19 protein-coding genes and 1 other RNA gene are annotated in these 25,724 nt (G+C 38.1%); 6 read left to right on the forward strand and 14 right to left on the reverse strand.

What is annotated here, in order from left to right; genetic code table 11:
* Positions 1-19: 19 nt before the first annotated feature.
* From murF to BS34_RS0108120, 10 genes are all read right to left on the reverse strand, one after another.
* Positions 20-1,630 carry a UDP-N-acetylmuramoyl-tripeptide--D-alanyl-D-alanine ligase gene (murF, locus tag BS34_RS0108075; RefSeq protein ID WP_051640751.1) on the reverse strand — a complete coding sequence of 537 codons (1,611 nt, stop codon included), beginning with the start codon at positions 1,628-1,630 and terminating at the stop codon, positions 20-22.
* Entirely contained in the window at positions 1,620-3,347 is a 1,728-nt protein-coding gene (locus BS34_RS12295) for a Mur ligase family protein (RefSeq protein ID WP_038126323.1), read from the reverse strand. The genes murF and BS34_RS12295 overlap by 11 nt, the downstream gene beginning before the upstream one ends.
* A 2-nt stretch (positions 3,348-3,349) precedes the next feature.
* The gene (locus tag BS34_RS0108085; RefSeq protein WP_029408024.1) at positions 3,350-5,287 is read right to left on the reverse strand and encodes a peptidoglycan D,D-transpeptidase FtsI family protein; all 1,938 of its coding nucleotides are present in this window, start codon (positions 5,285-5,287) and stop codon (positions 3,350-3,352) included.
* Position 5,288: 1 nt separating this feature from the next.
* Entirely contained in the window at positions 5,289-5,645 is a 357-nt protein-coding gene (gene ftsL / locus BS34_RS0108090) for a cell division protein FtsL (RefSeq protein WP_051640752.1), read from the reverse strand.
* A gap of 73 nt (positions 5,646-5,718) precedes the next feature.
* A complete protein-coding gene (ftsZ, locus tag BS34_RS0108095) occupies positions 5,719-6,957 on the reverse strand; it encodes a cell division protein FtsZ (protein ID WP_029408026.1) in 1,239 nt (412 codons plus the stop codon).
* Positions 6,958-7,035: 78 nt separating this feature from the next.
* The gene (rsmH, locus tag BS34_RS0108100) at positions 7,036-7,986 is read right to left on the reverse strand and encodes a 16S rRNA (cytosine(1402)-N(4))-methyltransferase RsmH (protein WP_029408027.1); all 951 of its coding nucleotides are present in this window, start codon (positions 7,984-7,986) and stop codon (positions 7,036-7,038) included.
* Between the two features lie 32 nt (positions 7,987-8,018).
* Positions 8,019-8,477 (reverse strand): division/cell wall cluster transcriptional repressor MraZ, encoded by a 459-nt coding sequence (mraZ, locus tag BS34_RS0108105; RefSeq protein ID WP_029408028.1) that lies wholly within the window; start codon positions 8,475-8,477, stop codon positions 8,019-8,021.
* 852 nt (positions 8,478-9,329) lie between these two features.
* Positions 9,330-9,608: a TIGR03643 family protein gene (locus tag BS34_RS0108115; protein ID WP_029408029.1), complete on the reverse strand. Its 279-nt coding sequence runs from the start codon at positions 9,606-9,608 to the stop codon at positions 9,330-9,332.
* Positions 9,609-9,811: 203 nt separating this feature from the next.
* An RNA gene (rnpB, locus tag BS34_RS12695) (RNase P RNA component class A) lies at positions 9,812-10,191 on the reverse strand.
* A gap of 480 nt (positions 10,192-10,671) precedes the next feature.
* On the reverse strand, positions 10,672-11,982 hold the full coding sequence (locus BS34_RS0108120) for a D-alanyl-D-alanine carboxypeptidase/D-alanyl-D-alanine-endopeptidase (protein WP_051640753.1): 1,311 nt from the start codon (positions 11,980-11,982) through the stop codon (positions 10,672-10,674).
* Positions 11,983-12,135: 153 nt separating this feature from the next.
* Here BS34_RS0108120 and BS34_RS0108125 point away from each other — a divergent pair, with 153 nt between their 5' ends.
* From BS34_RS0108125 to BS34_RS0108135, 3 genes are all read left to right on the forward strand, one after another.
* Positions 12,136-12,522, forward strand: coding sequence for a hypothetical protein (locus tag BS34_RS0108125; RefSeq protein WP_029408031.1), 387 nt, complete (start codon positions 12,136-12,138; stop codon positions 12,520-12,522).
* Between the two features lie 6 nt (positions 12,523-12,528).
* Positions 12,529-13,353, forward strand: coding sequence for a class I SAM-dependent methyltransferase (locus BS34_RS0108130; RefSeq protein ID WP_051640754.1), 825 nt, complete (start codon positions 12,529-12,531; stop codon positions 13,351-13,353).
* A gap of 70 nt (positions 13,354-13,423) precedes the next feature.
* On the forward strand, positions 13,424-13,576 hold the full coding sequence (locus tag BS34_RS0108135) for a hypothetical protein (protein ID WP_158660993.1): 153 nt from the start codon (positions 13,424-13,426) through the stop codon (positions 13,574-13,576).
* 219 nt (positions 13,577-13,795) lie between these two features.
* Here BS34_RS0108135 and rsmI read toward each other — a convergent pair whose 3' ends face one another.
* A complete protein-coding gene (rsmI, locus tag BS34_RS0108140; protein ID WP_029408034.1) occupies positions 13,796-14,668 on the reverse strand; it encodes a 16S rRNA (cytidine(1402)-2'-O)-methyltransferase in 873 nt (290 codons plus the stop codon).
* 219 nt (positions 14,669-14,887) lie between these two features.
* On the opposite strand from rsmI, the gene BS34_RS0108145 reads away from it, so the two are divergent.
* Positions 14,888-16,435 (forward strand): penicillin-binding protein activator, encoded by a 1,548-nt coding sequence (locus BS34_RS0108145; protein WP_029408035.1) that lies wholly within the window; start codon positions 14,888-14,890, stop codon positions 16,433-16,435.
* A gap of 26 nt (positions 16,436-16,461) precedes the next feature.
* Entirely contained in the window at positions 16,462-16,830 is a 369-nt protein-coding gene (locus BS34_RS0108150) for a YraN family protein (protein ID WP_029408036.1), read from the forward strand.
* Between the two features lie 444 nt (positions 16,831-17,274).
* Here BS34_RS0108150 and ppsA read toward each other — a convergent pair whose 3' ends face one another.
* Entirely contained in the window at positions 17,275-19,698 is a 2,424-nt protein-coding gene (gene ppsA, locus BS34_RS0108155; protein WP_029408037.1) for a phosphoenolpyruvate synthase, read from the reverse strand.
* A gap of 444 nt (positions 19,699-20,142) precedes the next feature.
* Here ppsA and BS34_RS0108160 point away from each other — a divergent pair, with 444 nt between their 5' ends.
* Positions 20,143-21,051 (forward strand): BRCT domain-containing protein, encoded by a 909-nt coding sequence (locus BS34_RS0108160; RefSeq protein ID WP_029408038.1) that lies wholly within the window; start codon positions 20,143-20,145, stop codon positions 21,049-21,051.
* Positions 21,052-21,239: 188 nt separating this feature from the next.
* Here BS34_RS0108160 and BS34_RS0108165 read toward each other — a convergent pair whose 3' ends face one another.
* Complete coding sequence (locus tag BS34_RS0108165) at positions 21,240-21,923, reverse strand: class I SAM-dependent methyltransferase (RefSeq protein WP_029408039.1); 684 nt, start codon at positions 21,921-21,923, stop codon at positions 21,240-21,242.
* Between the two features lie 66 nt (positions 21,924-21,989).
* Positions 21,990-25,724 carry a UvrD-helicase domain-containing protein gene (locus tag BS34_RS0108170; protein ID WP_029408040.1) on the reverse strand — a complete coding sequence of 1,245 codons (3,735 nt, stop codon included), beginning with the start codon at positions 25,722-25,724 and terminating at the stop codon, positions 21,990-21,992.

Here is a 25,724-nt window from a genome sequence, read left to right on the forward strand (position 1 = left end):
CGCAGTCATTATGCTTTAGCTATTTTATTACTACTTTGTTTAAAACGGCTTGTGAAACTTTTTCCATTTTGGCACTGCGTGAACCCTTAACCAAAACATTTATTTTATTATCAGAAGTTTTAGCCGATTCTATGTCTGCAACCACAAGATTAGCCATTGCTGCATGACTCGTAAAAAACTGACTTCCTTCTCCAAAATGGGTTGGCATATTGTGCGCCGCCTCACCCAAAACGTATAGGTTTCTAACACCTTTTTCTCGGGCAAATTCAGCTATTTCTTGATGGGCCTTATCACTTTGCTCCCCAATTTCGGCCATAGCACCTAAGCAAACAATTGCCTTGCCGGGTAGTGAACATAATGCCTCAATACCCGCCTTTACTGATTCTGGGTTTGCATTATAACTGTCATCAATTAACCAACCATTATTTATTGCTGTTTTTTGCAACCTTCCAGAAACACCATTAAAAGACACCAGGCCTGGTAGAATTTGTTGCCAACTTAATCCCGCACTCATTGCAACGGCAACACACGCCGCGGCATTCATTGCATTATGAAACCCTAAAACAGGCATGTTTACATGATGTTTTTGTTTAGAAATAATTAAATCAAACGCAATCCCTAAAACGTCTTTTCCATCAATACACACTGTATTGGTTGTCACTGAATCCACTTTAGAATCTGCTTTTACATCACTACCAAAAGTAACAACAGAATTTACGTTTAAATCGCGCAGGCTTTGCTGCCAATCTTCAAATCCGGGTGAATCCGTATTAATAACCGCAACGCCAGGTTTATGATTCTTAATTTGATTTAAACCTTCAAAAATTTCGCCCTTAGTATCAATCACACCTTGTAAACTGCCAAATCCTTCTAAATGTGCGCCTGATGCATTATTTATCATGGCAATATCAGGCAGCGCTAAGGCGGTTAAATATTGGATTTCTTTAGGATGGTTTGCTCCCATTTCAATAATGGCATATTCATGTTCAGGCCTAAGGTTTAGTAGCGTTCTTGGCACACCAAAATCATTATTTAAGTTGCCTTCTGTTGCTAGAGTATTACCGGCTAAAGAAAATATATTATGCAGTAGTGTTTTAGTTGTGGTTTTACCATTGCTTCCGGTTACGGCAATTAATGTTTTGACTGGCATCTGTAGACGATGCCAACGTGCAAATTGCCCAAGTGCAATTCGAGTGTTTTGCACTTCTACTCCTGGCACAATTGAATCTAAACACTCAGAATTCTCATCCACCAATATCGCCACAGCGCCTTGTTGAACCGCTTGTTCAATAAAATCATGTCCATTAAAATTCTCACCCTTAATGGCAATATACAAGGCTCCAGGTTGCAAGGTTCTGGTATCAGTACTAATGGAAGTAAATTCAATACTATTGGCTTCACTGATTGGGCCAATGAATTCACCCTCAGTACTGTCTTTAAGTTGTTCTAATGTCCATGAAAACATATTCATTGCCTTAGTTAGAGACTCTTCTTGATTAGCATTAATCTGAGATTGTAAACTTGCCACAACCATTTCTACATTCTCTTCGATAGGTTTATTTAAACCTTTATTTAATCTTTTATTTAAACCCTGATTTTTAATGAAAAGTTTTTTATTATCACTTGTCATAATTAATTTTCTTAGAATCTGACAACCATTCACAAACCACCTGAGCATCACTAAAAAAGTTTTTTACCCCCTTAACCTCTTGATAATCTTCATGCCCTTTGCCTGCTATCAGTACAATATCTTCTGCTTTGGCCTGATTTAATACTTTTAAGATGGCCTGTTTACGATCTAATTCTTTCTCAATATTTTCAGGTTCTTTTATTCCCTTAAGAATATCCTTAACTATGATTTCTGGAGACTCATCTCTTGGATTATCATTAGTTAACATGACTTTATCAGCCAAGGTTTCTGCAATTTTTCCCATTAAAGGTCGTTTGCCTTGATCTCGATTTCCTCCGCAACCAAATACAACACTTAACTTGCCCTTAGCCTGTCTATTGCTGCCGTTTAAATGCGATTTAACCGCATTTAAGACCTGTTCTAAAGCGTCTGGCGTGTGTGCAAAATCTAAAATAATCGTGGGTGATTGGTTTAAAACCTGCATTCTTCCGGCTACCGACTGAAGTTGACTAACATAGGGTTTAATTTGTGCCCAGCGAATGTCATTCACCAATAAAATGGATAAGGCACAAAAGACATTTTCTAAATTAAAGACACCCATCAGAGGCATTTTTAATTGTTCTGTAGGGGCGGTCTGCTTTAACTTAACATCAAATAAATTTGCCTTAAAACCAATCCCTGCTGACGTCAGTTCAAGCTCTTCAGCTTGTAAATTTGCGAGAATAGCATTTTCATTATTCGTACTTAACAACTCAGGACTCTTTGTCATTTCTGCTTGATAACACCAAACCGCCTTATTATCGTCATTGCCATTGTCATTGTCATTGCCATTGCAATTACCGTTTCTACTAACATTACCATTTACATTTTCCGCAAACTCGGTACAAAGTGATTGTCCTAAATTATCGGCTAGATTAAGTACTATATTCTTTGTTGGGTATTCGCTAAATAGTCGCGCTTTTGCTTGTGTATAAGCTTCCACTGTTCTATGAAAATCCATGTGATCTCGGGTAACCTGAGTTAAGGCTACCGTCTGAAATATCACACCTTGAATACGCCCTAGGCACAATGCATGAGAAGAAACTTCCATAATTACCCACTGCAAACCTTGTTCAGCAAAGGTATTTAACAAACGATGAACCCTTACACTATCGGGTGTTGTATTCACACTCAGTGTTAATTGGTTTATTGGCCCGTTACCTAAAGTACCAATTAACCCAACGTTATAATCTAATGATTGTAATAATTGTGCGGTAAAAAAAGCGGTTGAAGTTTTACCATTCGTGCCAGTAATTCCCACCACCCTTAGGCGTTGACTCGGCCGGTTATAAAACCAAGAAGCAAAGTCTCCTAATATCTCCTTAATGCCATTAACAACCCATATTTGGGTCTGTTCAGTTTGATTAGCATTGCATTTTAGTTGGTTTTGTTCTGGCTCAGTAAGCGCTCTATCACTTATTACCAGGCCTGGTTGTTTATCTAAAACAGACGATAAAAAATTCAAACCATGCTGTTGTTCACCTTGAATGGCAATAAACAAGTCGCCTTTCTCAATAAGACGAGAATCTAACGACACATGACGTATTCTTTCATTATCTTCACCAAAAACTAACTCTGCATTTGTAGCACATTTCTCAACACGAATTGAGTGACCCATTAAATAAGATTCTATCTCTTTTAAGGTTTTGAAGACTTCACTAAACACGCTTTGGGACATGGCTATTTCCCCTTCGCTTTGGAATCTATTTGGTCAGGTGCGACATTACGTAAGCGTAAGGCTTCTTGCATCACTTCTTTAAACGCTGGCGCGGCAACTGAACCACCGTAATATACACCTCTGCTTGGCTCATCAACCACCACAATCATCAACATATTGGGATCAGAAACTGGGACAATTCCGGCAAATAAAGAGTAATAAGTATTCTCTCTATAGCCACCCACCGAGTTGGTTTTATGCACCGTACCAGTTTTACCCGCAACACGATAGCCAGGTATTTGTGCTTTTGGGGCTGTACCACCTCTAGCAACAACGGTTTCCATCATACCCAATACTTTTTCAGCCGTTTCTGGTTTAATTAATGCCTTACCTTCAGGTTTCTCATCAAGCTTGATTAAGCTCAATGGTAAGATTTTTCCCTTATTGGAAAACAGCAAATAGGCGTGTGCTAACGTTAAAATATTGGTATTAAAACCATAACCAAAAGAGGCAGAAGCTTGATCAATATCTTCCCATTCACTTGCCGGTTTTAAATAACCCATGGCCTCACCAGGCAAAAATAGTCCACTCTCTTGACCAATTCCAATTTGCGCCCAAAAGTCACGCTGTACATCGGCTTTCATTTTTAAGGCAATTTTACTTGCCCCAACATTACTCGACATTTGAATAATTTGTGATGGTGTAAGCTTTCCATGATTACGAGTATCATTTAGCCGATTCCCTTGCACTCTAATCCAACCTGGAGAAGTATCTATTATGGTGTCTTCATCTATAAGTCCATCATCAAGCGCCTTAGAAATAATAAAAGGTTTCATTGTTGAGCCGGGTTCAATCAAATCAGTTATCACACGATTTTTAATTCCTCTGCCCCGGCGTTGTGAAGAATCATTGGGATTAAAACTTGGTAGACTGACCATCGCTAAAATCTCACCGGTTTTAGCATCTAAAATCACACTACTTGCGGCTCTGGCTTGGTGTTCAATCATGACCTTTTTTAAGGCTCGATAAGTAAAGTATTGTAAATTTTGATCAATACTTAGTGTCATTGACTTACCTGGCTTAGCGGCTTTAATATCTTTGATAAAATCAACAACATGCCCTGCTCTATCTTTAACAACTTGCTTTTTACCGGGTACGCCTTTTAACCAATTATCATAGGCTAGCTCAATACCTTCTTGGCCTTGGTCATCTATATTAGTAAAACCAATTAAGTTAGCACTACTCTCTCCTGACGGAAAATAACGACGATATTCACCTTGAGTATAAACTCCGGTTAATCTAAGAGCATCAATCTTGGCAGCTAAGTCGGGTACCAAGCTTCTTTTTAAATACAAAAATCGTCTTTTGGGATATTTGTAGATTTTATTTTGAATTTTCTTACGATCAATTCCCAATATCTCAGCTAACCTAGATACCGTATAACGGTAACGGTTAACAACTCTCATATCGACCCATACTGATGGAAGAACTTTATTTACTTCAACATGATTACCTGCGTTGTCATAACTTAACCCAACATATTTAATATAAGTTCCCGGTAACTCAAGAGAAGCTAATTTTTGAACAAGTTTTTTATCCCCTAATTGGCGGATAAAACTAAGCCGTTTATAACGATTTTGTTTCGCTAAAATATTAAGTTGAGAGTCAGTTAAACCCAATAACTCTAGGAACTCATGGTAATGCGTATCGTGAGAGATAATGGTTTTAGGGTCGAGCCATACCGAAGCCATCGGGGTACTTAGGGCGAGCAAGTCTCCATTTCGATCATAAATTTCTCCTCTAGGAGCGGGAATAACAATGGTTCGAATTTGGCGTTTATCACCTTCTGATTGCAAAAAATCCGTTTTAATTGTCTGCACATAAAACGCTCTAACACCAATTGCCACAAAACTTAGGCATATAAGGGTAAAGACCACAGCGTCTCGTCTAATCTTGAACATATTATTTACCTTGTTCCAAATTAGAAGATTCACTCTTATCGTTCAAAGAATGATGAATATAGAGGTTAAAATAGTGAGTTTTATCCAGAGTCATGTGTAGCTTTTGTTTGGCAACTTGCTCCACCATAGTTGGTGAGGTTAGATGCTCCTTTTCAAGCATTAAACGCCCCCATTGCTCTTTAGCTACTAATGCTTGCTTTAAAGACTGATAATATTGAGATTCAACATTACGAATTTGATGTTGTACGTGAACAATAGCCAGCAAACTTGCTAGAACAAGAGTGACTAATATAAATAGAAAAAACCCACGCCACTTATAAGCTTTTAAGTGAGTGGGTTCTGGGAACCGATTATGCATATCGACCTATCCGACTGTACAATCTAAAACTTAACGCCTTAAAATATTCGTGGACAACGAATACCTTAAAAAGTTAGTCAGCTTGACGTCTTAGGAAAGCAGGGATATCTAAATAATTAGAATTCTCCATACTTCCAGCTGTCGCGCCATTTACAACCATCTTAGGACGAACCACTTCTGGTTCAGAAGCCAAGATTTCAGGTTGAGCCATATCAATCGTTGTTTGCACCGCTTCAGAGTTAACGACTTTAGGAGCCTGTTCAACTTCTTCAACCGCTGTTTTTACTTCAGTATTATTGGCCTTTACTGCTTGTAAATTAGGTTTAACAACTTCTGGCTTACCAGCAACACTTGTTGCATTCTCAAGCCCTGTCGCCACAACCGTTACACGAATTTCATCTGTCATGGATTCATCTACTGATGTACCAATAATGACACGAGCATCTTGTGCTGCTACCTGGTCAATAACATCACCCACTTCGTTAAATTCACCTAAAGTAAAGTCTAATCCGCTTGTAATATTAACTAAAAGACCACGTGCACCTGAAACAGAAATATCTTCAAGCAATGGGTTAGCAATCGCTTTCTCAGCCGCTTTAATAGCACGGTCTTCGCCTGTTGCGTGACCCACGCCCATCATTGCCATACCTCTTTCACCCATCACGGTACGTAAATCTTCAAAATCCACGTTAATCATACCCGGACGAGTAACTAGCTCAGAAATACCTTGAACCGCTCCATGAAGCACTTCGTTAGCGTAATCAAATGCCTTAGCTAAAACAAAATCACGACCTAATACTTTTAATAATTTATCATTTGGTACTGTGATTAAAGAATCTACATGTTCAGAAAGCTCTTCAATACCAGCTTCAGCAGTGTGATTTCGACGCTCAAAACCAAACGGTTTACTGACTACACCAACGGTTAAAATACCCATTTCACGTGCTGCTTGCGCTACAACCGGTGCAGAACCTGTTCCTGTTCCACCGCCCATTCCAGCAGTAATAAAAACCATGTCCGCTTCTTTTAACTGTTCTTTAACGGAATCAATATCATCTTTGGCGGCTTGTCTTCCACGCTCTGGATCCGCTCCAGCGCCTAAACCACCTGCTCCTAATTGTATGCAGGTTGATACAGATGCATTTTCCAATGCTTGAGCGTCAGTGTTTGCGCACATAAACTCAACACCTTTTACATCTGAGCGTACCATGTAATCCACAGCGTTACCGCCGCCTCCGCCTAAGCCAATGACTTTAATGACTGGCATACCAGGTGTCCGAACTGGTGTGACTTCTTTTCCGATAAAATTCATGACGACGATTCCCCTTAATCAGCATGATAAAAATAAATAAATAGTAAAACCAAATAATCTTTATTGTAAACGCTACGCTTACAGTTTTTCAGCAATCCTCAATACCGCACTACGCGATCTTGAATTTTGCTTGCACTCTTCTTTGCTTGGAAAGATAGGCTTTCCAACTTTCTTTATCACCGGCTCAATAACTTCTAGTTGAATCGGTGAGTCTGGAAACAGGTCTTTTATCTTAGATTGATCTCTTATAAACACCTTAACAATTCTGTCTTCTAACGAATGAAAACTGATAACGGATAATCTTCCGCCCGGTGCCAAAATCTCAACTGCAGATTCCAATACATTTTTTAAAACATCCAACTCTCGGTTAACAGCAATTCTAATTGCTTGAAAAGTTCTGGTTGCTGGATGTTTATTTTTTTCGGTCTTTGGCGATACTCGTTTAACTAAATTTGCCAAATCCAATGTTGTTTGTAATTCATCGCGCTCAGAAGCTTCTTTAATCTCTCGCGCAATTCGACCAGAAAAACGTTCTTCACCGTAGTTCTGCAAAACCAACTTTAAGGTTTTTTCATCAACTTGTTTTAACCACGCTTTAGCACTCAAGCCCTCTTCAGGATTCATTCGCATATCGAGTGGCCCTTCACGCATAAAGCTAAATCCGCGCTCCGCATCATCTAATTGAGGTGATGAAACCCCTAAATCAAGCAGAAGACCATCAACCTTGCCAACTAAACCTCGCGCCTCACAATAGCGAGTGACCTCTTCAAAGCTTCCGTATTGAATTTCAAAACGACCATCTTTAATATTTTGATTGGCATATTCAATCGCTTCAGGGTCTTGATCAATGGCGATTAACCTACCCTTTTCACCCAATCGACTTAATAAAGCTCGGCTATGCCCACCTCGTCCAAAAGTTCCGTCAATATAAACACCATCTGGCTTTATATCCAGACCGTCTAATGACTCATTTAAAAGAACTGAAAAATGAGTTTCTTGAGAATTCTGATAACTGTCTGGCTCTTGCACTACTTATCCTTATAAAGATTTACAAGACTAGATTACAAACTTAAGCTTGCAAGCGATTCTGAAATCTCATTCGTCATTGCCGTATCCAACATTTCAGGACGACTATTATCCCAAGCCTCTTGAGACCAAAGCTCAAATTTATTACCTTGGCCTAGTAAAATTGCCGGCTTATCAATTTGAGCATGCTCTCTTAACAAACTTGGCAAAAGAACACGTCCTTGCGAATCTATTTCCATTTCAGAAGCATGCCCTAATAACAAACGCTGGTACAATCTCGCCTGCGGATCTACGTTAGGCAACGACATTAACTTACGTTCAATGATTTCCCATTCATCCAGGGTATAAATCAATAAACATGGGCTGTGCAAATCAATCGTGGCAACTAGTTGATTATCGCTGGCGTCAGAAATCGATTCACGATACTTCTTAGGGATAGCCATTCTTCCCTTAGTATCGATACTCACCGAATTGATTCCTCTAAAAAACAGCATTTTTACCACTTTTCACCACTTTGCCCCACTTGGTGCCACTATATGGAGTTTTGACGCCACTGTCAACTACCTAAAATAGTAAATTCTATTTAATGACAACAACTTAGCGTCATTTTAGAATAAAAAACAGCTTTGAACCTAAAAATCATTTTCTATTTATTTCAACAATTTACAAAGGATTAACAATTTTATTTTTAACTTATTAAAACAAGATATTGTCTTTTTATTGGTAATATTACATACAAAGACAATCCCCTTAGGAATACTACATAAGTTAATGCATTCACATAAAAACACCATATATAGTGCTAAGATTTTATTTGTATAAAAAAATAAAAAAAGTGGGGAATTTTTACCTTTTTTTAAAAAAAATGATAAAAAAGTGGAAAATAATGGATGAGGTCAAAATATATAGCCCGATAAAAAAGAAACTTTAACCAGTAAAAGGAGTGATTTGAAAATAGTTAATTAATAGAGACCTTTGCAGGAGATAGGTGCGAAAGAAAAATGAGGTAAAATTTGCCTGATTCTCGACTTACCCCTTCGGGCGTCGAGTTCTTCGTTTGCGGCGGAAAACGTAAGGAATAGCTAACTATTCGCAAGTTGTCGCCCAACGGAAGTGCCCTTTAGGTACAACAAAAATCGGGTGAATTTTTACCCTCAAGGGGCACCTAGAACCATTTTTACTCGTACATACTCTTGTGCAAAGGTCTCTAATAGATAACCAGGCCTGGTTATCTATTTAAAGTAAAAGATAAAAGCATTGTTATGTGTAGCAAATAAAATTTATAACCAAATGTATTAATTACAAATTTTGTCATTAAAAACCTTACAGTCCTAAAAATAATGACATCAATGACTACGGTGTTTATATTGAGTAGGACAATAACCTCTAGTGACTTCAGAAGAACGGAAAGCCCCATGCTTAGTTTTACGGCCAGTGACTCGCTCTCGCCATACTTTAAAACTTTTAGGTTTTAGCTCTGAGCGCATTAATTTAATCACCTGCGATTCAGACAAACCATAATTGAGTTCTATGGCTTCAAATGGAGTTCTATCTTCCCAAGCCATTTCAATAACACGAGACACGCCCTCTTCATCAAGCGTTTCACCATCAACACAATTAATCATTTTTTTCAAAGTACACCCCAATAAAACTACATAAAAGTTATACGATTATAATACACTAACTATGCAAGAATAATTAACCCAAATATAAAATATGACTTCTTCTTGGTAAGATATAAACCGTATTGTTAATATCGTTTGGGATTAAATAAATTTAAATAAAGAAAAAGAGAAATTGAGATTGTTTTAGAAACATTAAAGGGAAAAGAAAAAGCGGGTCTATAAGCCGGGTTCTGTACTCTTGCGAGCGACAACCATTCATCTGGACTAAACATCACTGCTAGCCTCAAGCAACCTACCCGAAAACTCCTGCGAGCAGCAGGTTGTACCAAGCAAGCTTGATACGGTGTTTTCCTATTTGGTCTTGCACCGGATTGGGTTTTCACTGCCACTTTTGTTACCAAAAGCGCGGTGCGCTCTTACCGCACCATTTCAACCTTACCTGTTCTCCTAAGAGCCATCGGCGGTATATTTTCTGCTGCACTATCCATCAGCTTTCACTGCCCAGCCGTTAGCTGGAATCCTGCTCTATGGTGCCCGGACTTTCCTCCGAAGGTAAACCTTCCGCGGTTGTCCGACCCACTTTTTAGATGGCGTATAGTACAGTAAACCTCACTAAAAGGCGAATAATGGATTTAACATTTCACAAGAAGAGAAATTCCAAGAATAAAAAGAGGTCTCCATATTTTGATTGCTAATTCAGTTTTGTCAAAATTAACCACGAAGACACAAAGGCACGAAGATTAAAAAATAAATAAAAGTGATTGGAAAAACATAACCTAACAATCTTAAACTATGCCTATAAGCTCTGCTTTTGTATAGTTTAAAAGCGATTAATTTATTATGTTCAGTTTGGTTATTCGTTAAATTCAAGTTGGTATTAGATATTAGAAATCTTCGTGCTTTCGTGTCTTCGCGGTTAAAAGATTTGTTAAATCAATCATAAAAGACATATACCCAAAAATAGATGGAATGTCCTAAATAACCAGGCCTGGTGATTTAATTCTCTAGCCATAACAAATTACCTCTAATAAATTAATCTTATAAGTTAATCTGACAATCGAGTCTAATAAGCCTGGGCTAACTCTTTTGCTAACTTATTTCTAAAATGATACGGCACCCTTTGGTTAATCATCATGGCAAACGGCATCAGCGCATCCTGTTTTTTGATATACCCTGCAAGTGTACTCACCCCTATTAAAGAACCAGACTTAGCAATAACACTGGGTTCAATTTCTGGTAAAAGCTTTGCCCATGGTCTAAACGCTTGTAAAACATCAATCAACTGAGAAGGCCTTAAACGATTATTTCGCGAAAGCCCTGCGCCATCTTCTATATAAAAATCTTGCCAACCAAAATATTGAGTTAACTGCTGCCGATAGACCTTTGCCACTTTTTGCTGACTTGCCTCACCCCCAAGAATATCCACACTTAAATTCAAAGCCAGTTGATTCGCAATAAAGTTAGTAGAGTACTTCATCATTGGCTTAATCACTTCCGCCAAAGTTCGACTATTAAAATGCGTATATAAAGGCGTAATATTTTTTTCATTGGGTTTTAGTAGAACATTCACAGACACCTTCTTTAACACTTCAACTCCATTTTGCTGCAAAAACGCACTCAGCAGTTCAGCAAAATAGCGTTGATTAAGTTCAAAGTCTGTTCCCAGGTTTACCCTGCTATATTTTCCAGAGGATTTAGTTTTGTATGTTTTAATTTTATGGGCAACCACTAAACCAGACTTTGTCATAGGTGTTTGAGGCTCTGCAGAAAGTAGCAGCTTCCCTCTCTTAACAATATAAATACTATTAAAATTTGCCGCTATGGCTCCTGGAATTGCATCATAAGGATTATCACTTTTACTCGTACCCGGCATAACCAGGCCTGGTTGGTAAAAACTGCTATCTAGTTCAATACCATTAATTTGCTTAACACCATTTGTATGTAACTTTTCTTTCAGCTTTTTAGCAACCAACTGAAGTTCTTCTGACACTAAAAAAGGATCGCCATACCCTTTCACAACAAGCGTTGCCGAATCATCTTTAACATTTTTTAAATAAAACTCTGTTTTAAACCGATAGTTTTCACCCCAATGCTGTAACGCTAAAAAAGCGGTAATTAATTTAGTCGTTGAGGCTGGCACGTAAAATGACTCTGCATTTTTAGATTCTAAGGCTTGTCTATTCCCATCTAACATTAAAAAACCAGCTTGCTCTAATTTTGCAAAATATTGCCAATTAGGCCCTTCTAAAATATTGGCCTTATTAACAGTTTGCGAAAAGCTTACAGGCGCAAATAAAAAAGCCCCTAACGATAGCAATGTTAGGGTTATTTTTTTAAGGCTTATTTTACCAAAGTGATTCAATGCGTTTTTCAATGAAATATCCAAAATAGTCTCTACTTAAATGTTATGTCTAATTTTTCTTTCGTATAAACCTTTCTATTATATGTCACCCAGAAACATTTACACTCCCCTTCTTAATTTGATTAGTTTAAGATAACATCCAAACTTTATTAAGATAGTATTGCGATGAATAAGCCCAACCCCTCTCAAGAAACAGCAAGCCCCAAATCAAAATTGACTGCTCCATTGTACAAAACGCTTTTTTATAGCTTTATATGGACCTTAGCATTTGCTGTTCTATTACCCTTAGAAAAAATAGAGTGGTGGCAATATAGTTTTTTTATTGGCGCTGTACCTAGTACCTTGCTTTGGGATATATTTAACGTTCAAAACCCAATAAGCGTCATTGCGGTGGCTGTATTAAATGGTTTAATTTTATTAATACCCTACTTCTACTACCTAAAAACTCAACAACAATACTGGTGGCTTTATTGGAGCATTTCACTCTATGGTTTTATTAATGCGGCACTCGGATTTACCATTATTATTAGCGTCAAAGACTTTGCCCACTAACAGACTATGAATCCCCCTAAAGCCCCAAACAATACAATTTGTATTGCCAATACCTATCCAAACAAAGCTTCAGCATTAAGCCTTAAACAAGGTATTACAATTTGTGAATATCTCCCTAACTTGCAATGGCTAGATTGGGTAAGTGAAAAAAAAGACCCTCTCTTAAAACTGGCCATATGCTCCGATTCTCAAGGCCCTGTCTTTGTCGATTTTTTAGCCGGCAAAAAAGCCCATCGCCGACAATTTGGCGGAGGTAAAGGTCAACCCTTAGTTAGAGCTATGGGGCAATTAGAACATGAACTACCCAGTATTTTAGACGCTACAGCAGGTATGGGTGGTGACAGCTATGTACTCGCCAGCTTAGGCTTTAAAGTTTGTATGGTAGAACGTTCACCAGTTGTCGCTGCCTTAATTAACGATGCTTTAGAACGTGCACAATCCATTAAGCCTGAACTCGATCCCGAACTACAGCAAAGCATTGAAAATTTATCGTTAATTAATGCAGACAGCACCACTTACCTTCTTAAGAATCAACCAGTTGTAGATACGATTTACATGGATCCCATGTATCCTGAAAAAAAGAAAAAGGCCGCTGCAAAAAAAGAGATGCAGGCCTTACAACAACTTGTTGGACCCGATACAGATAGTGAAAATCTACTAGAAGCCGCCCTTAAAACCGCAAAATTTCGAGTTGTCGTAAAACGGCCTAAAGGCGCTGACCCTGTTTTTTGCCCTCTAAACAAAATTAAACCAACATCTCAAATCAGCAGCCCAAACACACGTTATGATATTTATGTAATCAAAGCCTTAAAAGCTTCTGGCCAGTTATAAAAAGAGCCCTTTGCTATTTTTTCATTCAATTTATACTGAGCCTAGTTTGAATAAAAATGGTCGTAAACCTATGACTAAAATCCTAATTTTAGATGATGCTAAAGTGATTAGAGCTTTACTTAAGCTAACCTTAGAAAGTGATGGAATTACCTGTAATGACGCGGAGACGGTCATAATGGACAGGAACTGGTCAAAGCCATCAAATATCAAGGGAAAAACGTAGATACTCCATGCGTAATGTTGAGTGCTGAAGATGGTGAAACTTGTAAATAAAACGCTAAAGATTTAGGTGTAAAAGAGTGGATTAAAAAACCATTTACCCCAACAAATTTACTTAAAACGGTATACAAAGTTCTTGGAAAAGACTATCTAACCGTAAATAGTGAAAAGCATTCTATGCATCGTCATGAATAAAATACGATTGAAACTGGAGGATTAACTCTTACTCTTGTTTAAGCTCTAAGACTCTTTGATAAATCGGTTTTTTCTTTTGGCCAGTTAATTCTGCAATAATTTCTGATATTTGTTTGACTGGCAAAGCCTGCTTTAACATCACCTGAATCATTTTATCTTGTTCAATTGATGCCGCTTCACCACTGTGTGGTTGTTCTGGCGCACCTTTAAGCATTAAAACAAATTCGCCCCTCACCTTATCCGAATTATCTTCAAAATAACCATAAACTTCTTTTAAACTGCCGGAAATAAATTGCTCAAACTTTTTAGTTAATTCACGTGCAACAACAATCTCTCGTTCATTTCCAAAGGCCGTTAACATAGATTGCAAACAATCCATCATTCTATGCGGAGATTCATAAAATACTAAAGTACGTACTTCAGCCGCCAGATTTTCTAAACAGGCTAAACGTTTACTTGCTCTGGCGGGTAAAAAGCCTTCGTAAGTAAAGCGGTCAGTTGGCAAACCCGCCGCACTTAAAGCGGTAATCACTGCACTTGGCCCCGGCAAAGGCACAACATCAACACCTTCATCACGTAATAGTTTTACCAAGTAATAACCAGGATCATTAATCAATGGTGTTCCTGCATCTGAAATTAAAGCGCCATTTTCGCCATTTTTTAATTTCGCTAATAACTGCTCACTCCGTTGAAGCTCATTATGCTCATGTAAACTAATCAGAGTTTGGTTAATACCTAACGCTTGCAATAAAGGCTTACTATGACGAGTATCTTCGGCGGCAACCCAATCCACCTTCTCTAAGGTCTCAACCGCCCTTCGTGTAATATCCGCAAGGTTACCAATTGGGGTGGCAACCACATACAAGGTACCGGTTGATGCTACTTGACTGTGAAATGACATAGAGACCTTTAAATTTGATTAATAGAGATTCAATATCGAGATACAATATAGATTTTTAGTTATACGTTTATTTATAGGGTTAACAACACTTTTAAGAAACTCCCTTAATTGAATTTAGAACTCAATTAGCGTTTGCTAAGCAAGAATACTCAATCTAAAGAAAGTTTAGGCTATAATTCCTAGATGTCTTTTAACAACGATAAGCTATTTTAAAACAAAATGAATAAGACCTCTGCTTTTTATACCCCAAAACACGCTCGACTCATATCCAAGTCATCCTTTAAGTTTGCAGTAATCAGCATACTACTTTTAGGTCTAAGTGCCTGTACTAATAACTCGATAAAACCAGCTAAGCCTGATGTAGTCGCGTCTTCAAAACCAGACACCAAACACTCAGATGACCGTTTAAATCAAACGCCCGAAGCATTAAGTATTAATGAACTTAAATTATTACAAGCGAATGCAACCACTAAAGGAAATTGGTCAGACTACCTTTATTACAGTACCTTATTGTGGAATAAATCTAATCAAAACGAAGCTTATCAAAATCAATTAGAGAACCAGGCCTGGTCAATCGTCAATTCACTGTCTGCTCAAAATATTGCAGAACTAGAAAATAGCAGTTACCCTGAGGCTCAAGCTTGGGTTTCATTGCTAAATGCTTTTAAAGGCTCTAAATATCAAATCAAACAAAGCCTAATGAACCTAAACAGCTTTGAAGCCGATGCTATTTACCACAAGCACTTACTACCAAGGTTATTAGCCGAACAACCAAAAAGCAAAAGTATTCATCAAATCGCAGTACTGCTTCCAATGGAAGGTCGCTATAAGGTCATTAGCCAGCAAATTCGCAGCGGAATAATGAAAGCCTTTTACGCTTCAAACCAGACTATCACTCTCAAATTTTACGATTCCAGTGAATTAGCAAACTTAGAAGCCACTTACACTCAAGCAAAACAAGATGGTGCCGACCGAATTATTGGTCCCCTGCGTAGAGAAGCATTACAAATACTTGCCAGTTTTCATGATGATAACCTGCTCGCTTTAAACAGTATTGATAGCCATGCGTTTACACAGTTTAGTTTTAAATCTTCACAACCCAATCTACAAATGGTCAAAAAGTTTGAAACGGCGGGTTTTGAACGTATTGGCATTTTAAGCAATGATGCCCACTCCTCTTTAGGTAAAGCCCAAGAATTAAACGATTCTTGGATAGCCGCTGGGCATAGCGCTATTTTAAGCGTTTACCCTGATCAAAAACCAAAGCTCAGAAAAGCATTAGGTCAGCTTATCCATGAAAACTTAAGTAAAGAACGTCAAAATAATCTACGTTGGTTAGTTGGACGTAAGCTAGATTATTTTCCAAGAACTCGCCAAGATTTAGATGCTATTGTCATTTTTGACAACGCCTTTAGAATGGCCGTGTTTAGACCACAATTTGATTTCTTTGAACTTGATACTCCGGTGTTTGGTGATACCGAATTAACCCCCGCAAATTTTCAAGCTATCAAACAAAATCCTGATTTGAAGAGTGTTAGCTTTTTAACCTATCCCGCCACATTAAACCCGGTTGATTTAACTTCAAAATTTGAAGCGTTTGGTTGGGATAGCTTTATGGTAAGTACACATAATGATGCATTACAAAATGGCAATTGTTTAACCAATACCAAAACCGGCATCCTTAGATTAGATGGCAATGAAATCAAACAAAAATTGGTTTGGGCTAAATACGATAAAACCGGCACATTACTGGAAGAACAAGAATAACCCAATAAAATGACAAGACTTACAAAATGGTAAAACTCACCAAGCTGTTCTCTATTGGTCACCAAAAAGAGCAACAAGCAAAGGCTTGGTTAAGCCAAAAAGACATCAATATCATTGCTGAAAACTACCTCTGTAAAGGCGGTGAAATTGACTTAATTGGTGTCAAACATCAGCAACTCTTTTTCTTTGAAGTTAAATACCGAAAACAAACCTCATACGGCCATCCAGCCGAGACCGTCACAGCAAAAAAACAACAACGCATCATTTTATGCGCACAAAATTTTCTACTCAAACACCCTCAATACCAAGACTTTTCTATGCAATTTGATGTTATTACCTTTACCGGAAAAGATAAAACACCAGAATGGATTGAGAATGCTTTTCAAACCTTTTAATCTTAATTAAAAATGTTAAAAATTGAATTAATCTGGCAGGAAAACAGCTAAGTTACTAACATAACTTGATAAAAAATCATTATCAGGTTTGAGTTATTTTCCACTTTTGAGATGCTTAATATTGAAGCTTGGGCAAACGCCTTAAGTCCCCTTGTAATAAATTGTGCAAGGTTCTTAGTGTAGTGAACGGTAAAAAAACGCTGCTGTTTGAGCGTAGCGAGTTCAGCGTTTTCAGTTCACAAGCTTAGAACTTGCCCATTTATGGAGCGGGGTTCGTTTTTTGGTTACTTTTTGCCGAACAGCAAAAAGTAACGGGAAGCCTGAGTGACAAAATTTAAGGCAAAGGCTTAATATTTAAAAAAGGCTTCTCAATCGCTGTACTGTCTGATTACATCTAATCTTTGCATTTAAATCCTTACCAGGCCTGGTTGTTTGCTTTTATGCTTAATGGTTTTCTGCTTTTAATACGGTCGGCAAGGTACTTAAAACCGAATCAGGGTTTAAACTCATTGCATCTATTTCTAACTCTACCAATAACTCAGCAAACTCTGGGTAGTCTGATGGCGCTTGACCGCACAAACTAATATGTTTGCCATTGCGTTTTGCTCCTTCTATTGCCATTTTAACCATTTTAATAACACCTGGGTCACGCTCATCATAATCGTAAGCAACTTTTTCAGAATCTCGATCCACCCCTAAAACCAGTTGAGTTAAATCATTGGTACCAATCGAGAAGCCATCAAAAAATTCAGAAAACTCATCAATAAGCAAAACGTTATTGGGAATTTCGCACATCATATAGATTTTTAAGCCATTCACGCCTCTAACCAAACCATTATGCGCTAGCGTGTCAATGACACACTTAGCCTCTTCCAGACGTCGGCAAAATGGAATCATGATAATAATATTTTCAAAGCCCATGACTTCACGTACATGTTTTAAAGCCGCACACTCCATAGCAAAACTTTCTTTAAAAGAAGCGTCGTTATAACGAGCAGCACCTCTAAAACCAATCATTGGATTGGCTTCTTCCATCTCAAAAGCTTTACCACCAATTAAACTCGCATATTCGTTCGACTTGAAATCAGACAAGCGCACAACAACAGGCTTCGGATAAAAACCAGCCGCTAGCGTTCCAACCCCTTCTGACAACTTGCGAATAAAGAAATCTTTACCACTACGATAACTTTCAATTAATTTCTGAATTTGAAGCTTTTCTTCCTCACTCTCAATCAGCTCTGGTTGTAATAATGCTTGCGGATGAACTTGAATTTTATTATTAATAATAAATTCCATTCGAGCCAATCCTAATCCATCATTCGGTAATTTATTTACCCTAAATGCCATTTCTGGATTAGCTAAGTTCATTAAAATTTTAGTTTTTGGTTTTTTAATCCCGGTTAAATCCGTTTCGGTAATCTCAAAAGGTACTTGTCCGGCATAAACATGCCCCTCATCCCCTTCAGCACAACTCACGGTAACTAAAGCCTCATTTGATAAAACCTCTGTCGCGTTCCCCGTACCAACTACCGCTGGAATACCTAATTCTCTTGAGATAATTGCAGCATGACAAGTTCGACCACCGCTATTAGTCACTAAAGCCGAGGCCATTTTCATAATAGGCTCCCAGTCTGGTGTAGTAATATCCGAAACTAAAACCTCCCCCGCTTTAAACTCATTCAAATGCTCAATTGACTCAATAACTCGTACCCGTCCAGAGGCAATTTTAGACCCCACAGAACGCCCAATGACTAAACTTTCCGGAGGTTTTTCGGTAAGGTGATATTGCTTTAATACCATGGCAGACAGCTGAGAAGCAACCGTTTCAGGACGAGCTTGTACAATAAATAACTCTCCGGTAATTCCATCTTTAGCCCACTCAATATCCATGGAACGGTGTTGATTAGCATTGTCACTATAATGCTTTTCAATTTTAAGAGCGTATTCCGCTAATTTAAGGGCTTCAAGGTCGCTAATACAAAACTTTTTACGCTCTGATATTCCTGTAGCGATATTGTGTACTGGCTCCCTACGATTACCATCACTGGCATACACCATTTTGATTTTTTTAGCTCCTAAGTGGCGTTTAAAAACACTTCTAAAACCTTTTTCAAACGTCCCTTTGTGTATATAAAACTCATCAGGATCTACCGCTCCCTGTACTACATTTTCTCCCAGTCCATAAGCTCCCGTAATCAAAATAACATCTTCAAATCCCGTTTCCGTATCAATGGTAAACATTACCCCTGAAGAGGCTAAATCGGAACGAACCATAATTTGTACGCCAATGGATAAGGCAACATCAAGGTGATTAAAACCTTGGTCAACTCGGTAGTGAATTGCTCGGTCAGTGAACAAGCTGGCAAAACAATGACGACAAGCATCTATATAAGATGCCAAACCAGATATATTTAAGTAAGTATCTTGTTGTCCAGCAAAGCTTGCTGTGGGCAAATCTTCTGCCGTAGCCGAGCTTCTAATTGCCAAAGAAACATTGTCACCGTAATCATTTATCAGTTTTTCATATGCCAAAACCATCTCTTGGTATAAATCATCAGGCAATTTTGCTTCATAAACTAAACCCCTTAACTGTCTGCCACGTTTTTGCAAATCTTGAGAGTCTTCTAAATTTAACCCCTCTAAAATATGAGTAATTTGAGGCCAAAGGTTATTCTCAGTTAACACCCATCGATAAGCTTCAGCAGTAATCGCAAAGCCATTAGGTATAGGCACTCCTTGCGGAGTAAGTTCTTGATACATTTCACCCAAAGAGGCATTTTTACCGCCAACTAAAGGAATATCTTCTATAGCGATTTCATTAAAAAAACGGATGTATTGAGCTTGATTAGCAGAACGTTGATTAGACATAGAAAGCCTCCTAGAGAAGTTAACTAAATTCAATAGATTATGAGACCTTTGCTCGAGAGTATGCACAAGTAAAAATGGTTCTAGGTGCCCCTTGAGGGTAAAAATTTACCCGATTTTTGTTGAAAAAATTGCGAATAGCTAGCTATCCCTGCTTTTCCCGCCGCAATCAGGCAAATTTTCTCTCATTTTTCTTTCGCACCTATCTCGTGCAAAGGTCTCATTATGATATTAAGCTTACGCTGATTTGTTTAGAAAAACTTAAAAAATTAGTTATTTCTAAATAAGAAATAGAATCTTTTTACCAGGCCTAGTGTTTTTAGTTTCATTTTTTTAATTATTTAATAGAGATGTATCTTGTCTTTTAAAAGAGCTTTCAACTTAAAACTTTTCAATCATTATCTTTTTTGATAAAGTGGTAATATTACTTATTAAAGGGCTTGGGTTATGGACAATGATAAAAAACTAAATGAACATGGTCAACCTATTCTAAAAGGATTCAATTCAAAGCGAAATGCAGTAAAGGCTTTTGAAAATTTACTGGGGATAGTTTCTGGAATTCAGGGTGATGTAAATCTAACAAAGGATGAGTTATTTTTTTTACAAGCATGGTTAATAGATCAAGATTATTTAGTAAATGATCCTGACGTCGTAGACCTATTAGATGCAATAAATGACGTATTAGCTGATGGCATTCTCACTCAGTCTGAAAAAGATGATATAAGTTGTCTACTCTCTGATTTTTTAGAATATAGAGATGACTACAATTACTTAGAACAAGATTTACAGCAATCAATCAAACGAGCAACAGGTGTATTTGCAGGACTATCTGCCGATGACCAGCTTTCGGACAAAGAAGTAATATTCTTAAAAAACTTTTTAGATACCCATTCATCTGCAAGAGAGTACTGGCCTTTAAGTTCTGTTGCAAGACTTGTTGACGATGCACTAGCTGATGGATTCTTATCAGGAAATGAAAAAGAAGCTATATTAATGATGCTGCATGATGCTATAGGAGGTTCTTTCTCTTCAGATGGTTCTGCGGCAGGAAAAACTACTAATTTACCCTTAGATAACATTGATTTTATTAACTTTAAAGGTAAAACTTTTTGTTTCACAGGAGCATTAATATCTGGAACACGCGCTGAATGCTCTAAAAAAGTTATTGAAGCTGGTGGATTAGTTTCCAGCGGTATTACTAAAAATCTTGATTATTTAGTTTTAGGTCCAATAGCAAGTAGAGATTGGTTTAATTCTTCTTATGGTCGTAAAATTGAAAAAGCTGTTAAGTATCGAGATGAAGACGGGCTAAAAATAAAAATCATTTCTGAATCTACTTGGCTTCAAAATTTATAACAAAATAAATGAGATTAAATATTACTGATTACAGTGGAAAATACAGGGAATAGCTAACTATTATCAAATTTTCCAACAAAAATCAAGTGAATTTTAACTGTTTTTACTCTCACATACTCTCGAGCAAACAAAGTCCTCTCTCTATATAATTATATCAATTAACCCTGAATTTCTCCGCCAGATAAATATCATTTTTCTACCACGATACGAACAAACCGCCCGCTTCGTTGTGGAGTGTTTTCTATGACTTTGAACCCTACTGATTTGAGCATAAAAATAATATCATCTGCATGATAGCGGTTATGTTCTAGAAAATGTTCAAACACATCCTCAATTTCTGCACGTGAAATATCGTTATTCCAAAGTTCAGCATTGGGGTATTTATGGGTTAAATATTCTTCTAATGGCTGGCGCACTAAATCAATAATACAAAAACGTCCACCGGGTTTTAACCACTTATAAACGGCCTTAAACATATTCACCGGCTGAGGCAATTCATGTACTAACATGTTTGCCATTACCGTAGCGACTTTGCCTGCTTCAATATTCGTATTCGGTTCATTTAAATCTGCTTTAAGCATTCTCGCATTTTCAGGTAAATTAACTTGTGCCGTTAGCATGTATTCAGCCGCATCCATGCCTATAACGGTATTTTCTGGATAACGTAACGCTAAATCTTCTACAAATTGGCCAATCCCTGCGCCTAAATCTAATAGCACATCACCCTTGGCTATAGATGAGCCCATTTGTGCATTCCAAAACTCCCAAAAATCAACATCATGACGACGTTGATAACTTTCGGTAATCATCTTTCGAGCGTGTTTTGCATCACCACCGTGGTGGCGTAAAATTTGTGCTTGGGTTTTTTCCATTGTTTTCTCTGTTTTGATATTTATTCACCACTAGATAAATCAAGAAGTCACTATTTCCTAACTTGGTTAATTCAGTTCATGCCAAATATCTAAGTAACTAAAATAAAGTACCCACTTTTGTGGACGGTTTTCTAACGCATTAAATAGCTGACCATAACGTTGTAATTGCGGTTGGTATTTTTCTACCTGTTTGGCTATAAAACCATCAATATTATTATCATCACTTACACTGGTTTTGTAGTCAACAATCCAGCGTACGTCGTTATCATCAACAAAAGTGCGGTCAACAATATGATTGGCAACACCCCCCTCTTCAATCGACGTTAACGGGTACTCCACCGCAGAATCCGTTAAGGTATTTTGTAAAGCCCAACGAACTTTTTCATGATTAATTCCGTTCATTATCGATTGTTTTACTCGGCGAATCGCCTCTGGTAATTCACTTTCTGGTAAACCTTGCTGAAGTAACCATAATTGATAAACAGGCAAACGTTCATTCAGTTTCGCTTCACTCCATGTATCAATGCCTTCTAAAACCATTTGCTCAAAAATGGCGTGCACTAAATTACCCACGGAAGTATTTAATAACGCATTTTGTTGATTAAATACCAGGCCTGGTGAATTATCAACCTTGTTGATTGACGTTGCAGAGGTTTGTGTACTGGGTTTAGTAGATTCTTGAACTTGAGCCGTGCTACTTTGCGTATGACTAACCCTATCGCTTACCATATTGCTTATTGCAAACAATTTTGATGGCGTAAAGCCAAAAAAACCTTGGCGTTCTATCGGCAAACGAGAAACTTTTGGCCAAGGTATTTCGGTGTTTTCATCGCCATTTTCTTCAGGTTCATAATCAACAGCAAGCTTTTCAAAATCTTTTTGTGCAAAAGGCCACATACTTTCAAGCAAACTATCTTTAATTGGAGTAATTTTATAGTCTCCCTTTTCAAGTTGCTTTTCGCTCGGCTTATAGTTTATTTGAGCAAATAGGTGTAACTCAACCTTGGCTCGTGTGGCAGCTACATACAATAAACGCCCCAATTCATAGCGCTGTTTTTCAGCCTCAAAACCTTTTAATAAGGTTCTTAAATTTGAGTTAGCTTGGCCTTTACGATCCAGTGGTGCAATCACTAATTGCTCGGTAGCATTTTCTCCTAAAAACTGAAACCATGAAACCAATTCGGCATCATCGCTTCTCGGCTTTCTACCCAGGCCTGGTAGGATAACCGTATCAAATTCCAAACCTTTTGATTTATGCATGGTCATTAATTCAATCTGCTGACTTTCTGCATGACTGTCCGGGCGAGCAAATAGGGTTTCCATCTGCTTTTCAAGCTGATTAATGTCTAAAATCTCATTCTCACTATTGGCGAGTGTTTGACAAAAGACCTCTACGTTTTCTAACGCTAATGAATTTTCAACGGTTTGCGGGCCATCTAATTGCAACCAAGTTTCTCTCACCAAATTGGCAAATGATAAACTACCCAAACGTTTTAACGCATTCTCAATAATTGGAATAGTAACGGCTAAACGTTGCTGACCTATTTGAGATAAATTGGCCATTTCATTAAAGCACCAGGCCTGGTGAGATTTAGACTGAACATCTTCAGAATTATCACTTTTATCGACTTTACATTGAGCAATAGAGTGCCAAGCGGTTTTAAAAGGCTGTTCACCAATTAAGGCATAAATATCACTTAAATTTAAACCAACCAAAGGAGAACGTAATAAAGCAATCCATGCGGCTCGGTCTGCCAAATGCAATAAAGCACGGCTTAAGGCAAGTACATCTTGAATTTCTTGGCGATCGGCTAAATTTTCTAAATCTACCGCTCTAAAGCCAATTTGCTGTTGTTTTAAAAGTTGTGCAATCCCCATTAAACTTGATCGGGTTCGTCCAAGAATGGCTATTTTTTTGATTTTCTTAGGAGCACTATCAGTTCTCTTTTCAGCATCACTTTGCTCTGATTTAAATTGCGTTAATCGTTTTTGAATAACCGCTAAAATTTGTTGAGCTTCTTCTGTGGGAGACTGGTTTAATGCCCAATGCGTATTAACAGCTTGATTATTATCATTAGAAAACGCAATTGAATCGCTATAGCTGACCGCTCCGGTTTCTTTGTCATCTTGGGTGGGTAAAACTTGGCTAAAAGCTTCATTAACCCAATTCACCACTCCGGCCGTTGAACGAAAGTTAACTTCTAAATTAAGCGGTTTTAAAGTCACCTCACCTAACAGACCTTTCCAGGCCTCTAAAAAATTACCCACTTCTGCTTCACGAAAACGGTAAATGGATTGCATGGGGTCACCAACCAAAAATAGGGTGCGCCCATCATCCGTTTGCCAACCGGCAATTAACTGTTTAAGTAACTTAAACTGCTCACTACTGGTATCTTGAAACTCATCAACTAAAAGATGTTGAATTTGATAATCTAGTTGCTGAGCCAAATCAGTTGGTTCTAGTTCACACCCTAATGCTTGGCTGGCGGCCTGAGCAATTTCAATGTAATCGGCTTGTCCAGTTTGTTGAAAAACTAATTTTAAAAAGCCGGCACTAACCGTTAATAGTTGAATCAACCATTGTAAATCTTGCCACTGTTCATCAGAATAATCGGGTTTGGGTAGGTTTTTTAACATAACCAGGCCTGGTAGAACCTTAGCGTGATTAGCTGCAGCGACTCTGACTTGCTCCAATACATCAATAAACCGGTCTTTCTGCTCTTTAGCCTCACCTTTACCCGCTGGAAAACCATTATTTTTATTAACGGTTTTACGTACTTCATTTTGCGCCGTCAGTAACCAATCGGCTAAAACCTGCCATTTTTCTGTTTCGCTGGTATCTTCTGCAATAGGCCAAGCACCGCATAAAACGGATAATTGTGGCTGATTATGTTGCACAGCAAAATCAGCAATGGCACAGGCTTCTTCAAAGGCAGGTTTTAAGTAATAAAGTTCACTCAATTGTTCGGCTAAAACTTTATTTACAATCTCTTGCAAAGCGTTTTCTAAAACCTCTCGTGCCGCGTCTCCTTGATATTGAATTAAAGTACGCATCCACTGATCGCGTTTAGCGAGCATATTCATTAATAACGATTCTGCTCGACCAAAACGACCATTAACCAAACGTAAAAGGCGACCCACCGGCTCTTCTAGCTGTGGCATTTTCAGCACTTGACGCACCGCTTCTTGATAAGCAGGAGTCGCATCTTGCAATAGCTGTGACTGTCCACCCATTTTAGAGAGCAATGGCATTTGCCCGACTAAATAGCTATTTAAACCATCAATGGTTTTGATGCGTAAACGGTTAGGATTTTTTAATAAAGCCCAACTCTTTTCTTTATCCCGCAATAGTGCTTTACGTGCTAATTGCCAAGTATTCGCCTCAACTAAGGTTGCGCCTTCAGTGAGCGGTTGTTCACCTATCATTAAGGCTTCAACAATACGCTCACGCATTTCTGCTGCGGCTTTTTTGGTAAAGGTCATGGCCACAATTTGTTCGGGCGAATTTACTTGTGATAATAAGGCTAAAAAACGTTGCGCTAATAACGACGTTTTACCCGAACCAGCCGGGGCTTGCACAATAAAAGAGTGGTGAGGATGCACACCTTGAAAACGTGCTAATCCATCGGGTAATTCACTGTCTAACTGCAAGTTAAAATTCTCTTTTAACCAATCAATATCAACCGAATTTTGCGTATAAAGGTTTGCGGTCATATCTGGCGATTCATTAACAAAAAGCGACTCTTGCTGAAAAGTATGCGGCTTAGCTTGTTCTGTAGTTTGATCTGTAGTTCGTGGCAT

It is taken from the genome of Thiomicrorhabdus sp. Milos-T2 (genome assembly GCF_000702325.1).
GTDB lineage: Bacteria > Pseudomonadota > Gammaproteobacteria > Thiomicrospirales > Thiomicrospiraceae > Thiomicrorhabdus.

Coding starts and splice junctions, on each gene's coding strand:
- ppsA (WP_029408037.1), bottom strand. CDS start 19,698: ATGTCTAATCAACGTTCTGCTAATCAAGCTCAATACATCCGTTTTTTT.
- murF (WP_051640751.1), bottom strand. CDS start 1,630: ATGACAAGTGATAATAAAAAACTTTTCATTAAAAATCAGGGTTTAAAT.
- mraZ (WP_029408028.1), bottom strand. CDS start 8,477: ATGCTGTTTTTTAGAGGAATCAATTCGGTGAGTATCGATACTAAGGGA.
- BS34_RS0108115 (WP_029408029.1), bottom strand. CDS start 9,608: ATGATTAATTGTGTTGATGGTGAAACGCTTGATGAAGAGGGCGTGTCT.
- BS34_RS0108085 (WP_029408024.1), bottom strand. CDS start 5,287: ATGTTCAAGATTAGACGAGACGCTGTGGTCTTTACCCTTATATGCCTA.
- ftsL (WP_051640752.1), bottom strand. CDS start 5,645: ATGCATAATCGGTTCCCAGAACCCACTCACTTAAAAGCTTATAAGTGG.
- BS34_RS0108160 (WP_029408038.1), top strand. CDS start 20,143: ATGGACAATGATAAAAAACTAAATGAACATGGTCAACCTATTCTAAAA.
- BS34_RS12295 (WP_038126323.1), bottom strand. CDS start 3,347: ATGTCCCAAAGCGTGTTTAGTGAAGTCTTCAAAACCTTAAAAGAGATA.
- rsmI (WP_029408034.1), bottom strand. CDS start 14,668: ATGTCATTTCACAGTCAAGTAGCATCAACCGGTACCTTGTATGTGGTT.
- BS34_RS0108170 (WP_029408040.1), bottom strand. CDS start 25,724: ATGCCACGAACTACAGATCAAACTACAGAACAAGCTAAGCCGCATACT.
- BS34_RS0108165 (WP_029408039.1), bottom strand. CDS start 21,923: ATGGAAAAAACCCAAGCACAAATTTTACGCCACCACGGTGGTGATGCA.
- BS34_RS0108150 (WP_029408036.1), top strand. CDS start 16,462: ATGGTAAAACTCACCAAGCTGTTCTCTATTGGTCACCAAAAAGAGCAA.
- BS34_RS0108135 (WP_158660993.1), top strand. CDS start 13,424: ATGACTAAAATCCTAATTTTAGATGATGCTAAAGTGATTAGAGCTTTA.
- BS34_RS0108125 (WP_029408031.1), top strand. CDS start 12,136: ATGAATAAGCCCAACCCCTCTCAAGAAACAGCAAGCCCCAAATCAAAA.
- ftsZ (WP_029408026.1), bottom strand. CDS start 6,957: ATGAATTTTATCGGAAAAGAAGTCACACCAGTTCGGACACCTGGTATG.
- BS34_RS0108130 (WP_051640754.1), top strand. CDS start 12,529: ATGAATCCCCCTAAAGCCCCAAACAATACAATTTGTATTGCCAATACC.
- BS34_RS0108145 (WP_029408035.1), top strand. CDS start 14,888: ATGAATAAGACCTCTGCTTTTTATACCCCAAAACACGCTCGACTCATA.